10 protein-coding genes and 1 pseudogene are annotated in these 13,782 nt (G+C 57.8%); all 11 read left to right on the forward strand.

Features of this window, described 5'->3' with window-relative positions:
- Positions 1 to 7: 7 nt before the first annotated feature.
- The 11 genes and pseudogenes from ACPTTC_RS22955 (at position 8) to ACPTTC_RS23005 (ending at position 13,766) form a co-directional block, all read left to right on the forward strand.
- Positions 8 to 1,015, forward strand: coding sequence for a serine hydrolase domain-containing protein (locus ACPTTC_RS22955; protein ID WP_423394041.1), 1,008 nt, complete (start codon positions 8 to 10; stop codon positions 1,013 to 1,015).
- A gap of 495 nt (positions 1,016 to 1,510) precedes the next feature.
- Positions 1,511 to 3,862: a beta-glucosidase family protein gene (locus ACPTTC_RS22960; protein ID WP_423394042.1), complete on the forward strand. Its 2,352-nt coding sequence runs from the start codon at positions 1,511 to 1,513 to the stop codon at positions 3,860 to 3,862.
- A 152-nt stretch (positions 3,863 to 4,014) separates the two neighbouring features.
- Positions 4,015 to 4,935: an AraC family transcriptional regulator gene (locus ACPTTC_RS22965; RefSeq protein ID WP_423394043.1), complete on the forward strand. Its 921-nt coding sequence runs from the start codon at positions 4,015 to 4,017 to the stop codon at positions 4,933 to 4,935.
- A 142-nt stretch (positions 4,936 to 5,077) separates the two neighbouring features.
- Positions 5,078 to 6,328, forward strand: a complete 1,251-nt coding sequence (locus tag ACPTTC_RS22970; protein ID WP_423394044.1) for an ABC transporter substrate-binding protein — start codon at positions 5,078 to 5,080, stop codon at positions 6,326 to 6,328.
- 151 nt (positions 6,329 to 6,479) lie between these two features.
- Positions 6,480 to 7,376, forward strand: a complete 897-nt coding sequence (locus ACPTTC_RS22975; RefSeq protein WP_423395701.1) for a carbohydrate ABC transporter permease — start codon at positions 6,480 to 6,482, stop codon at positions 7,374 to 7,376.
- Positions 7,366 to 8,226: a carbohydrate ABC transporter permease gene (locus ACPTTC_RS22980; protein WP_423394045.1), complete on the forward strand. Its 861-nt coding sequence runs from the start codon at positions 7,366 to 7,368 to the stop codon at positions 8,224 to 8,226. Before ACPTTC_RS22975 ends, ACPTTC_RS22980 begins: the two co-directional genes overlap by 11 nt.
- A gap of 11 nt (positions 8,227 to 8,237) precedes the next feature.
- Complete coding sequence (locus ACPTTC_RS22985) at positions 8,238 to 9,332, forward strand: ABC transporter ATP-binding protein (protein ID WP_423394046.1); 1,095 nt, start codon at positions 8,238 to 8,240, stop codon at positions 9,330 to 9,332.
- A gap of 521 nt (positions 9,333 to 9,853) precedes the next feature.
- Positions 9,854 to 10,933 (forward strand): porin, encoded by a 1,080-nt coding sequence (locus ACPTTC_RS22990; RefSeq protein ID WP_423394047.1) that lies wholly within the window; start codon positions 9,854 to 9,856, stop codon positions 10,931 to 10,933.
- A 166-nt stretch (positions 10,934 to 11,099) separates the two neighbouring features.
- Positions 11,100 to 11,357, forward strand: a pseudogene (locus tag ACPTTC_RS22995) (hypothetical protein).
- Positions 11,358 to 11,514: 157 nt separating this feature from the next.
- A complete protein-coding gene (locus tag ACPTTC_RS23000) occupies positions 11,515 to 13,044 on the forward strand; it encodes an HAL/PAL/TAL family ammonia-lyase (protein WP_423394048.1) in 1,530 nt (509 codons plus the stop codon).
- Positions 13,041 to 13,766 (forward strand): UTRA domain-containing protein, encoded by a 726-nt coding sequence (locus ACPTTC_RS23005; RefSeq protein ID WP_423394049.1) that lies wholly within the window; start codon positions 13,041 to 13,043, stop codon positions 13,764 to 13,766. The genes ACPTTC_RS23000 and ACPTTC_RS23005 overlap by 4 nt, the downstream gene beginning before the upstream one ends.
- Positions 13,767 to 13,782 lie beyond the last annotated feature (16 nt).

Here is a 13,782-nt window from a genome sequence, read left to right on the forward strand (position 1 = left end):
AGATTAAATGACCGAATTGGGCAAATTTCTCGCGACAGTGACGGCTACCGGGCCCATCGCCGGCGTGTCACTTGCTACGCTTCGTTCAGGAAGGAGAGGCCCGGAATACTACTTCGGAATCCGGGGCGAGCATGACCGCTCCCTCGTAAATGCTCAGACGGTTTTTGAAGCAGCGTCCCTCACGAAACCGGTTGTCTCCTTTGTCGCCCTTCAGTTAGCGGAGGAGGGGCTTCTGGACCTGCGGCAGCCGCTATTCGACATCTGCGGCGAGTATGTGCCGAACGATTTGAGATCGCGGCAGATAAGCTCGCTCCATGTTCTTACGCATACGAGCGGCCTCCCCAATATCGTTCGCGACAAGGCCCCGCTTCGGACATATTTCAACCCCGGCGAACGATTCAGCTACGGCAGCAGCGCATTCGCATGGCTGCAACGAGCGATGGAAACGGTATCCGGACGCTCGCTGGAGACGCTCGTGCGTGAGAGCGTGTTCGAACCACTGGGAATGCGCCATTCGAGCTTGGAATGGCAGGAGCGCTTTTCGGCAAACTACGCGCAGGGGCATGAGTGGGAGGGCGAGCCCGTGCCAAAATGCCGCGTTAGAACGGCGCAGGCCTCGTGGTCCCTTCTGACAACAGCGTCCGACTATCTTGAGTTTGTCCAGCATGTGCTGGAAGGCCGCGGACTGACGAGCACGAGCTACGACCAGTGGCTTTTGCCACACGTCCACACGCGGCAAGGCGACGATGCGGAAGACTTGTATGGCGAAAACCCGCCTGATCTCTGCGTTGCGTGGGGGCTAGGTTGGGGTCTCGAACCCGTTCAGGATTGTTTCTTTCATTGGGGTAATAGCCCCGGATTCCGGGCGTTCATTCTTGCCGATCGAACAACCAAGGATGCTGTCGTATGGTTCGCAAACTCGGCGCGTGGGATGCGGCTTATACATACGGTCGTGCCGGAAGCGGTCGCCGGCGATCATCCGGCTATTCAATGGCTACGCATTGGGCGTTTGTGAGTGCGCTCAGGCCGCCATCCCGCCGTCGTCGCAGCCAAACGGTTCTCTTTCTTCACCGGCCTCGGCCACCGCTGATTGCGGCACAAGATTAGTTGAAATCGCGCACTGCGTTACGACTTTAGTTGACGTCCAGATGGCAGTAGACACAAGTTTAGTTGAAACGACTGGAGCTTCTCAGCCTTGTGGGATAAGGGGCTCCTGAATTGCTGCAGTGCGCTATGGATGGTTACAACTTTGGTTGTGCAAGCGCCAGGAGTTTGTCATCTGCGGTTTCACCAATCGAAGTGCGGCATCACAAGAGGTCAGAAGCCTGCTGCTCGGATACTCGCCTGCGCGTTCGTGCCCATTGTGAGGATGCAAACAAAACATGGTGCAAACCCGTACATGCAAAAAAACGTAAGTCGGCGCGCAACGACCGACTACCAACATGAATTTCCGTCATCGATACTCCTGTCACATAGAGGTAACGACATTGACTTCAGACAGGACCCGGAAATGGCCTTCGACAAAGACGTAGTGATCAATTCAGCGACCGTAGAAGAAAAGGTGTCGCTGCTCGGTGGGAAAGGGCTATGGCGGACGGCCCCGATTGCTCGGCTTGAAGTGCCGTCCATTGTCATGACTGATGGTACTCACGGCGTTGTATATATCGAGGCCCAGATTGACCAAGGACAGTCGTGGTCAAGGCGAGATTTTTATGAGAATGTAAGGCGCAGCGCAGCTGATGTTCCGGATCCTGATGCCGAACAAACTAGAACGCCGGGACTATACCCATTCGGCAAAAGCCGACCCGTGACCTGTTTCCCGAACGCTTCCAGCCTCGCATGCTCCTGGGATCCCGACCTTGCCCGAAGAATGGGGGAGGCATTGGCAGAGGAGTGCCTAGAGATGGGTGTCAGCATTCTGCTTGGGCCAGGAATAAATATTCGGCGAACGCCCCTCGCAGGTCGCTCTTACGAGTACTACTCGGAGGATCCGTTTCTGACAGGCGAATTCGCCGCAGGACTTATAAATGGTCTTCAGTCGAAAGGCGTTGGGGCGTGCCTGAAGCATTTTGCCTGCAACAACTCGGAAATCCAGCGAACTACCATGGACTCTGTGGTAGAAGAACGCGCTCTCCGTGAAATCTATCTGGACGCATTCCGTCGAGTAATCAAAAAGGCGGACCCGTGGCTGTTGATGACTTCATATAACCGGCTCAACGGTATTCAGGCATCGGAGCACCAGTGGCTGTTGGACCGCGTGTTGAGGAAAGAGTGGGGATATGAAGGCGTAGTCATTTCTGACTGGTGGGGAACGAAAAATCGTGTAGCGTCCCTACTTGCGGGCAATGACCTGTCGATGCCCGAGCATTTTATTGACAAGCATGAATTGCTGGAAGCCGTGAACAGGGGCATCGTGCCAATGGAGGTGCTTGATCGCGCGGTTGCCCGGACTCTTGACCTCGTGGCCAAGGCGACAGCGAACAAGCTGCCTGGTTACAAGGCAGACTACCTCAGCCATCATCGGCTTGCACAACAGATTGCGGCTGAAAGCATCGTTCTGCTCAAGAATGAAAATGACGTCCTTCCTTTGCGCGCAGACAGATTCAAACGCGTCGCCGTAGTCGGCGGTCCGGCTACTACTCCCATCATTCAGGGGTCCGGGTGCGCCACCACCGCTCCTTGGATGCTTGACAGGCCTCTCGACGAGATAGTCGAAGTCGCGGGCGACCATTTTTTCATCACCTACGCGATGGGCACTGGGCCGAACGCGGCTCCGAACGAACATGCATTACGCGAAGCCGTTGAACTCGCACAGGCAGCCGACGTCGCTGTGCTTTTTATAAGCACGCCAATTGGTGAAGACGGTGAAAACGGCGACCGTGAGAACCTCTCTGTCCTCGCTTCCCATGAAGCTCTGTTGTACGAAGTCTCACGCGTCCAGAAAAACGTTGTCGTTGTTCTCGCAAACAGCGATTCGGTCATTATGCCGTGGTTGCCGCACGTCAGCGCCGTACTCGACACGTTTTATGCCGGTCAGGGGATGGGGAGAGCGGTGGCCGAGATCTTGTTTGGGGTTGTCAATCCCAGCGGGAAACTCACGACAACAGTTCCGAATACGCTTGAGGAGACGCCCGCGTTTCTTTCCTATCCTGGCGAAAATTCGCGCCATCTGTATAGCGAGGGCATCTACGTTGGCTACCGTTACTACGACCGCAAACAGTTAACGCCATTATTCCCGTTTGGTTTTGGGCTCAGTTACACCGAATTCAAGTACCAGGATATGAGGCTCTCTGATGACACGCTCGCCAGTAACGGGGAGCTGACAATAACCGTCGAATTGGAGAATGTTGGCGTGATGACGGGCAAAGAGATTGTTCAACTATACGTCGAACCCCCAAAAGGGCGACTTCCTCGAGCGGCACGCGAACTTAAGGGCTTCGCCAAACTGGAGATCATGCCGAACGAGACGAAATCCTGTCAGATCATCCTTGCTGCAGAAGATCTCGCTTACTACGACACTGCGGTTAATGCCTGGGTAGTCGAGCCGGGAGAGTATCGCCTGATGATCGGCAAGTCTTCTCGGCAGATTGAGCTCACCGCTGTGGTGCAAGTATCCGCCGATCGACCGTTACCTGCCCTGAAAGAGGACTCATCCCTGCTGGAGTTGCTGGAGCACCCAGAAGCTTTCAGAAACGTCTGTGTTCTCTACAGTCGGAAGTCTGGAAAGTCATTCTCGGACGCAGAGGAACTGATCAAGGCGAACGCCACTGACATATTTACCGGTATCCATATTTCGCTAACCACGATCTTCGAAATAGACATATCCCGGGCCGAGCTGGCTGCGGCGATTGCGGAGTTGTGACTTTTTTTATCGACAGGGAAGACGATATCGCCCACCCCGTCCGCGTTATATAGAGCACTGTTATGCAACCATTCAGGCGAGCGGCCCCTTCCCAAACCCCTGAGCGTCGTGGGACGCTCGGGAGCAACGCGTCGCCCCTGGGCTACGAGTGGGTGGACTTCGATGCGCAACCTGTCAACCTTTACGCCACGGAACTTACGTACTGTGAGCCACATTGGCATCGGGCGCCAGAGCTGATGGTAGTTTTGACCGGCAAGTTTGTAGTCTGGATCAGCAATAAGTCACGGGCTTTGGAAGAAGGTGGCTTGGTATTCGTCAATTCCGACGAACTCCACACGCTGCATTCGTTGGAACGTGGAAGCAAGCTGCTCGCGGTGCAATTCGCGCCAACGGTCTACAGCAATTGCGAGAAATCGCTAACCACAGACCTGCCTCTTTACGTTAGTACCTTTGGCGAGTGTTCGGCTGCCGAGCGCGACGTCTTTAAAAATGTCGTGCTGCTTGCTCGCTTGACCATGAAGGACGGTTTTTCGCGACGATATGCTTTGCTGCAGCACATATACGGCTTACTAGACGCAATGGAGAAGGCGTCACGGCGAACGGTCGAGCGAGATCCGGTTGACCTTCTTCACGGTTCCGGACATGTGAAGGAGGTTGAGTTAGCTAAGCAAGCTATCGCGTTCGTCAGTGAGCGCTATGCGGAGGATATCCGGCTCCTGGATGTGGCCGAAGCTCTCCGCGTTGGCTATTACCAGTTGTCGCGAACATTCAACGCGATCACGGGCTTCAATTTTCGCGAGTATCTGACGCTGCTGCGACTCAACATAGCTAGGGCCATGCTACGCGACGAATCTGTCAGCATTACGTTAGTAAGTGAGCAGAGTGGATTCCCGGACCACCGATCGTTGAACGTGGCATTCCAGAAATATCTATCGATGACGCCGACGCAGTATCGAAAGAAAGTGCTAAGCCACCTTCCTCAGGAAAAGCAGCCCGGACCCAGCGGCATAAACAGGTTGTTGAGTGACGAAGAGCTGGACTCGCTTCTCACATTCTTCGAATCTAAATTATAAACCTGACGATATTGCATGCAAATTAACTGCACATGCATGTAAATGATAAGGATGGCAGAGTAAATGAGTTGATATTAATGGTCGTCTCTCAAACGGCCTCCCCGTATTCGACCGAGCAACAAAACACACAAGGAGCTATCGTATGAAAATGTTGAAATCAGGCTGGCCGCTGCACTTGGGTCTGGTCGCAGCCGGCCTGCTGATCGCGGGGCAGGTATCTGCGACTGAGGTGGAGGTGATGCATTGGTGGACCAGCGGCAGCGAATCGGCTGCCGTGGCCCAGTTCAAGACGAAGTACGAATCTAAGGGCTATCAGTGGAAGGATGTGGCGGCAGGAGGCGGCGACAATGAGCGGATACTGTTGAAGTCCCGCCTTCTCAAGGGCAATCCGCCGGCCGCTGCCATTATCGATACCGACGTCAAGCAGTTTGATGTTGATCGTTCTAAGCTGGCCGACCTGAACCAACTCGCAGCGCAGCAGCACTGGGACAGTGTGTTGCCGACGATCGTGCAACACTATGTCAAGATTAATGGCCAGTATGTTGCGGTACCGGTGAATGTCCACCGCCAGAATGTGATGTGGATCAGCGTTGCGGCTATGAAAAAGATAGGGGCGTCCGAGCCACCCAAGACCTGGGCCGACTGGTTTGTCCTTGCGGACAAGGCAAAGGCAGCCGGCATCATGCCTCTGGCGGCAGCGGAAAACTGGACCACGACCGAATTGTTCCAGCAGATCGCATACGGTTCGTTGGGGGCGGATGGTTACCGGAAAGCCTTCTACGAGGGTAACGCGGAAGCACTGCAGGGCAGCAGCATGATTAAGGCATTCCAGACGCTGCGCCGCATCAAGCCCTACACCGACAAGGCTGCCTCTACCCGCACTTGGGATGCGGCAACCCACATGGTAATCGAGGGCAAGGCGCTGTCGCAGGCGATGGGTGACTGGGCCAAGGGTGAGTTCCTAATGGCCAAGCAGAAGCCGGGGCAGGATTTTCTGTGTGTACCGATGCCAGGTACGAGCACCGGTTTTCTCTTTAACGTTGACGCCTTTATGTTCTTCAAGGTCAAGGATCAGGATCAGCAGGCACAGAACGCGCTCGCTACCACCTTTATGAGTAAGGACGGCCAGGAGGCGTTCAATAAGATCAAGGGCTCCGTGCCGGTGCGCACCGACGCCGACATGTCTCAATTCGACGACTGTGGCAAGCAGTCCCATGCCGACTTCCTCGCTACGGCCAAGTCTGGCACGCTGACTATGGCCGCTGAGCAACTGGCCTCACCCGCGCGTGTATCCGGCTGGGAGGATGTGGTTCAGGCGTTCTGGGCAAGTGACGACATGACACCGGAGCAAGCTGCCGAGAAGATGGCGGCGGTTGCCAAGGCCAACAAGTAAGGCAGGTCGGGGTAAGAATTGTGCAACCTGCATGATCCGGCGGAAGCTCGTTGAGGAGGCCCGCCGGACATGATAGCGGAGTAGTGCCATGTCTCTCGGTAAAAACATTTCTCCGTCGGCGTCCACGCCAGCGGAGCCAATCGGCGGTTATATGGCGACCGGAAAGTCCAACACTCCGTGGCTGGAAAAATGGCTTCCGCAACTGGTGTTATCGCCAGCGCTGGTGATCAGCCTGCTTTTCTTCTATGGATTGACCATTTGGGTCGCCGTAATTTCATTCACCGAATCCAATGCCGTACAGGTATTCGACTGGGTTGGGTTAGACCAATACCGCAAGCTATGGGAAGACGACACCTGGCGCCAATCCATCATCAACCTGGCTAGGTACGCACCTGTTGCAGTTGTGGGGCCGATGGTGCTTGGGTGTTTCCTCGCGATTCTGCTCGATCAGAAGATTCGCTTCGAAGGGGGCTTTCGCACCCTCTATCTATATCCGATCGCGTTGTCGTTCGTGGTGGCAGGCACTGTCTGGCGATGGTTGCTGGCGCCGGACGTGGGTATCGAAGCCTGGTTGCACGGTATGGGGTTCGAGAACGCCAGCTTTGACTGGATAGTGCGTTCAGACCGCTCCATCTATGCGCTTGCGATCGTTGCGGTGTGGCAATCGACTGGCTTTGTGATGGCCTTGTTTATCGCCGGGTTGCGCGGTGTCGACGATGCGATTTTCAAGGCGGCGATGCTCGATGGCGCAAGCCTGCCACGTATCTACTGGCGCATCGTGCTGCCGATGTTGCGTCCAACCGTGTTCAGTGTCCTGTTGATCCTGCTGCCTGCCGTAATGAAGACTTTTGACATGGTGGTGGTACTGACCCGAGGCGGGCCAGGGCAGTCCAGCACTCTTCCGGCGTTCTATATGTTCAACCACTTTTTTGTACGTGAGGAGATGGGGCTGGGCTCCGCGTCGGGCATGATCATCCTCATGATGTGTAGCGTCGTGGCTGTGCCCTACATCGTCACCGAACTTCGGAGGCAGCGTCATGAGAGCTGAAAAGCTGACGCCCGCACGGCTGTTCATTTACGCCACGTTAATCCTGGCGGTGGGGTTCTTCCTCTTGCCTGCCTGTTTTGCGTTGGTTAACTCGTTTAAGCCGTTGGAGGAAATACAGAGTGGCAACCAGTTTGGGCTGCCGCAGCACTGGACGCTGGATGCCTGGTACAAGGCGTGGGCTTCTGCTTGCACCGGGTCGGCGAGTTGCGACGGCCTGTCCGTGTATGCGAAGAACTCGCTGATCATGGCCATTCCGAGCACGCTGGTCCCGACACTGTGGGGTTGCTTCAATGGCTACGTGCTGAGCAAGTGGCGATTCAAAGGCACCGATCTGATTTTCTTCCTGTTGCTCTTCGGAACCTTTCTTCCTGCTGGTTTGTTCTTGCTGCCGCTATCGATGATCGTCAACAGCATGGGACTCGGTGACTCCCTGTCTGGACTCATCGTTGTGCACATCCTGTACAGCCTGCCGATAACGCTCTACTTCCGGAACTATCTCGTCGGATTCCCCGGCGAGTTGATCAAGGCGGCGAGGATCGACGGCGCGGGCCTGTTCACCATCTTCTGGCGCATCGTGCTGCCGGCAGCCACGCCGATCCTGGTTGTCGTGCTGATCATGCAGTTCACCGCCGTGTGGAACGACTTCCTGTTCGCATTGGTACTTTCACCGTCCGACCAGCAGACGGTCACCGTAGGGCTGAACAATCTGACGAGCGCGCAGCACGGAACACCGGAATACAACGTGTATATGGCGGCCGCATTCATTGCGGCGGCGCCGACCATTCTGATTTACATCCTGGCCGGAAAGTACTTCGTACGCGGCTTGGTGGCTGGCGCGGTTAAGGGTTAAGCGAGGCAATTATGGCAAAGCTGCAAATCAAAGATGTACGGAAAAGCTATGGCACAAACCACATCCTCAACGGTGTGGACATCAATGTCGACGATGGTGAACTGCTGATCCTGGTCGGCCCGTCTGGCTGCGGAAAGTCCACGCTGCTAAACATGATCGCTGGATTGGAGACGATCGAAGAGGGCGAGATCCACATCGGCGATCGGTGCGTGAACCGCGTGAGTCCGAAGGACCGGGACATCGCGATGGTGTTTCAGTCTTACGCGCTTTACCCGGGCATGACGGTACGGCAAAACATCGAGTTTGCGATGGAAATGCGCAAGATACCCAAACCGGAGCGCGGTCCAGTAGTGGACCGCGTCGCCAAGACGCTGCAGATCGACAGCCTGTTAGAGCGGCGACCAGCGCAGCTGTCCGGTGGCCAACGGCAACGGGTGGCAATGGGGCGCGCATTGGCGCGCAATCCATCGATCTTCCTGTTCGACGAGCCGCTCTCGAACCTGGACGCCAAGTTGCGGGTGGAGATGCGCAGTGAAATCAAACAACTGCATCAGCGGCTGGGCGCCACCATCGTCTACGTGACGCACGACCAGGTCGAGGCGATGACGCTGGGGGATCGGATCGCCGTGATGAAGGATGGTTTGGTGCAGCAGCTCGGCTCGCCGGAAGAGATTTACGACACCCCCGCCAACCTCTACGTGGCCGGCTTCATCGGCTCTCCTAATATGAACTTCCTGCCGGTGACCTTGGAAGAGCGGGGTGGGCAGTGGCTAGGCCAACTGACGTCATCCGTCGGGACTTACACGATCCCACTGGGGCTGGTGCGCGACTCCAACTTGGCACGCAGGCATGTGATCCTTGGCGTTCGTCCGGAACACTTCATCGAAGTCCCGTCAGGCTATGCCGGCGCAGTAACGGTCGAGGTCGAACTGGTAGAGCCCACCGGTGCGGATACTTTCCTGTTTACTCAGTTGAATGACCAGCACGCTGTCGTTCGCCTGCCGCCAAAACGCATTCGCGAGCATGGCGAACGACTGACGTTGGCAATCGACATCGCTTCGGTCTGCTTCTTCGACCCGGCGACCCAAAAACGAATTGTCCTCTGACTGGATTTCATCGATATCTACGCACTAACTGGAGACATTGAACGCTGATGCCAGGGCTTGCGGAGGGCATACACAGCTTGAGCTCTGTGGAGACTGCCTTGGCCAGTCACCGTCAGGGCGGAAATTGCCGGGATATTCAGCCGCCGAACTGAATACGAAAATCTCGCAGAGTAGAGGAGGACTGCTAGTCCGCGATGCCCTCGTCGTCCGCGAGATCTGCTTGAGCATTGCGGGCTGACGCATCGCCTAACGATCGGTTAAACGGTACTTGTATTAACTGTTACGGGTACATCCATTGTGATGACTGGGTCGGAGATAAATTGGTAATTACATAGTTGTACTTAGAAAAATAATAACGAACGTAGACAAACTGGGTAGGCAAGCGAGCGGTCCGTACCGGATCACTGCATTGGTGCTGCCAACTTGATTTCCCATGCGCCATGAATGATCCGGCGTCGAGGGGCGTCCCGGGATGTTTTTTGGAAACAGATATTACTTACATTACGGTTGGAGGAGATGAGATGAAAAACACATTGCTCGCAGCATCGGTGCTTACGGTTGCTGCCGCCGCACAAGCACAAAGCAGCGTGACGCTTTACGGGCGAGTCGAGACCGGTATCGAGTATATGACCGGCATCCAGAACCCAAGCGGCACCGGCAGCGAGTCGCGTTTTCGCGTCACACCCGGCGATCTGGCTTTAAGCATGATAGGGCTGAAGGGCAGCGAGGACCTTGGCGGTGGCTTCAAAACCCAGTTCAGGCTGGAAGGAGAGTTTAATTCGAACGACGGCACGCTCGACTCTTCCGGCTCGCTCTTTAATACTTGGGCAGAGGTCGGCATCTCACACGACACGTACGGCACGATCCTGCTCGGTCGTCAAAATTTTATTCCGAACAACGTATGGGATTTTGACCCGATGGGCCAATCGAACTGGTCGTCGGCATCGCTGGTTCGCGGGCGCAACTGGCCCTACTCAAGCAACAATATCTCGTACCAATCGGCGACCTGGCACGGTTTCGACGTCTACGGGCAATACTCACTCAGCAATGCGACCAATTGGAACGGCAACGGCACGACGCCGCAGGGTCGCCAGGACGGGATCCAGTTGACGTACACGAGCGCGCTGTTCCAGGTTCGCGGTTTGTATGACGAGATCCGCGACAAAGACGGACGCCTCTCCGACGTCTATGCCGCATCTCGGGAATACTTCGGCGGCGTCAACATCTTCCTCGACCCAGTCAAGCTGCAACTTGTCTACCAAGGCTCGGAGGCGCCAGACGCGCTTCCCGGAGCGCCCACCAGGACGCAGCAGGAGTGGGGAGGCGCGACATGGCAAATCAACCCCGCAGTGGCGGTCATTGGTGCCGTATATCACGTGAACGCCAATCACGGCGGCGGCAGCGCAACGTTGTATGCAATTGGCGGAACCTACAACCTGTCCAAGCGCACATTGATCGCGCTCGAAGCGGCTTCGGTGCGCAATAGCAAGAACGCCGACTTCGGGCTGAACGCCAATTACCCGGTCACGAACTCGACCGACAACCCCCCGCCTGGCCACAGTCAATCGGGCGTGTTTGTCGATCTTCAGCATTCGTTCTAGGCGGAATTGGCGTAGTGCGGCGATATAGGCCGTCCGATGGATCCGTGGACAGCTTGGGATTTGAGTCGCCGCGTCAAGGTTGAACAAGGGAACCCCAGCCGGCGTTTCGCTCGCCAGCGCGGCTCCGGCCAAGGGGATCCTTACAGAGGGGTTGAAGGAGAAGGTGATGAATTCCGGTGAGAAATCGTTGCGCGTGCTGGTTGAAAAATGGCTTGCACCCACGCCGGCCATGCCCGTCCACATTGTCCAATTTAGTCGCACACGGTCGAATCAAAGACGCTATGTCTGCGTCGAGACATAGCGATCCGCCGGCCCGTTGGCAATCTTTTTCTTCCGGCACGATGACGGCTCGTGGTGCGTGTTCCCGCCTGAGACAGCGCGGCCGACGACGTGTCCTTACCAACGCGCAGCAGCATCAGGATAGCGACGCCCCTCTTCCTCAACTCTACAAAAAGCGTAAGCGTGAGACTCGTCTCGTCATCCAAACTGTACGGCGATCAGTCCTCGGAGCGCTTCCGGCAGTTCGTATCGAGCCATCAGCACCGGACGGCGAATTAACCATGGACATGACAGAGATTCGATTGAACACAAACATAACAGCTACACAACTGGACCGGCCGCTCGGCTGGCGCGACGTGGCGGCGATCGCGATGGGCGCCCGGTTAAAATTGTCCGGCGCGGCCCGCACGCGCATCGACGCGGCGCGCGCACTGGTCGAGAGCATCGTCGCGCGCGACATTCGCGCCTATGGTGTGAACACCGGCGTCGGCGCGCTGTGCGACGTGATCGTGTCGCCGGCCGACCAGCGCCGCCTGTCGCGCAACATCCTGATGAGCCACGCGGTTGGCGTCGGTGCATCGCTCGGCGCGGAAGAAACGCGCGCCATCATCGCAGCGACGCTCAACAACTTCGCGCATGGCCGCTCCGGCATCCGGCTCGAACTGGCCGAACGGCTCGTCGCGCTACTCGACTCCGATTACCTTCCCGAAGTGCCGGCGTACGGCTCGGTGGGCTACTTGAGCCACATGGCGCACATCGCCCTCGTCTGCATCGGCGAAGGCTGCGCCCGCAATTTCGGCAAGCAGCCCGACGGCGAACGGATCAGCGGCGCACTGGCATTGCAGCGGCTCGGCCTCGAGCCGCTCGTGCTCGAAGCGAAGGAGGGCCTGAGCATCGTCAACGGCACTCCATGCGTGACCGGCCTTGCCGCGCTCGCGCTGCTTCGTACCGAACGCCTGCTCGACTGGGCCGACGCGGTTGCGGCCATGACCTTCGAAAACCTGCGCGGACAAGTCGCCGCATTCGATGCCGACTCGCTCGCGTTGCGCGTGTCGCCGGGCCTGTCGCTGGTCGGCGCGCGCCTGCGCGCGCTGCTGGCCGGCAGCGGCATCTTGGCAGCGTCGGCTGGGCGGCGCACGCAGGATCCGCTGAGCCTGCGCACGATCCCGCACGTGCACGGCGCCGCGCGCGACGTGTTCGTCACCACTGCGGACGTCGTCGATCGCGAACTCGCGTCGGTGACCGACAACCCGATCGTCAGCGGTACGCCGGATGCGCCGTGCGTCTATTCGCAGGCGCACGCGGTCGGCGCGTCGATTGGGCTGGCCATGGACAGCCTCGCGACCGCGGTTGCCGAAGTCGCGGCAATGGCGGAGCGCCGCATCGACCGGCTCGTGAATCCGCTCGTCAGCGGCTTGCCAGCGTTCCTCGCCGACAACAGCGGCAGTTGCTCCGGCTTTATGATCGCGCAGTACACGGCGGTGTCGCTGGTCGCGCAGAACCGGCGGCTCGCGGCGCCCGCGAGCCTCGACGGCGGCATCACGTCGGGCTTGCAGGAAGATCACCTGTGTCATGCGACGCCAGCCGCGCTGAAGGCGCTCGAGGTCATCGGCAACGCGCAGCGAATCGTCGCGATCGAATTGCTGGCTGCTGCGCAGGCCTACGATCTGCAACCGGACGCGGCCCGGCGTGCGCCGCAGACTGACGCCATCTGGCAACGCGTGCGGGGCGTCATCCCCCCGTACCGCGACGATCGGCCGCTCGCCGGCGACATCTCGGCCGCGACCCGGCTGATCGGTGAAGCGCCGACCATGCTCGCGGCTACCGCATGACCCAGGAGGCTCAGTTGACAGTCCAGCGAATCAAGCCGACGCCGGCCTATGAGCAGATCAAGCGCGATGTGCTGACGTGCGTCGCAGACGGCACATGGAAGCAAGGTGACCTGATTCCGTCCGAACGGGAACTCGTCAAACTGTTTGGCGTATGCAGGATGACCGTCTCGCGCGCGCTCCGCGAGTTGACTGCCGAACAGGTCCTGACGCGCGTCCAGGGCTCCGGCACCTTCGTCGCCGCGCAGAAATACGAAGCGACACTAGCTGAGATCCGCAGCATTGCCCACGAAATCGCAGCGCGCGGACATCGCCACAGCGCGCGTCTCCTGACGCTCAAACCCAGCGACGATCCCGGTGCGCTCGACGCGCTCGGACTGAAGAGCGGTCCGGCTTTTCATTCGCGCATTGTGCATTCCGAAGGAGAGCTGCCGGTCCAGTTCGAGGATCGCTACGTCAATCTGCACGTCTTCCCCGACTACCTGAAACAGGATCTCACCCAGCAGACGCCGAATCACTACATGGCTCAGATCGCGCCGATTCAGCGCGCCGAATACCGGATTTTCGCCCGGAAGCCGGACGCCGCAATGCGCAAATACCTACTGATGGACATCGGCGAGCCGTGCCTTCTGCTCTGGCGCAGGACCTGGGTGAACTCGACGATCGCAACGCCGGTCACGCTGGGGCATCCAGCGTCGCAATTCCAGTTTGCCGGCAGCTTCTGATGGCCTTATCTCTATC

Source organism: Burkholderia mycopellens (assembly GCF_964265025.1).
GTDB lineage: Bacteria > Pseudomonadota > Gammaproteobacteria > Burkholderiales > Burkholderiaceae > Burkholderia.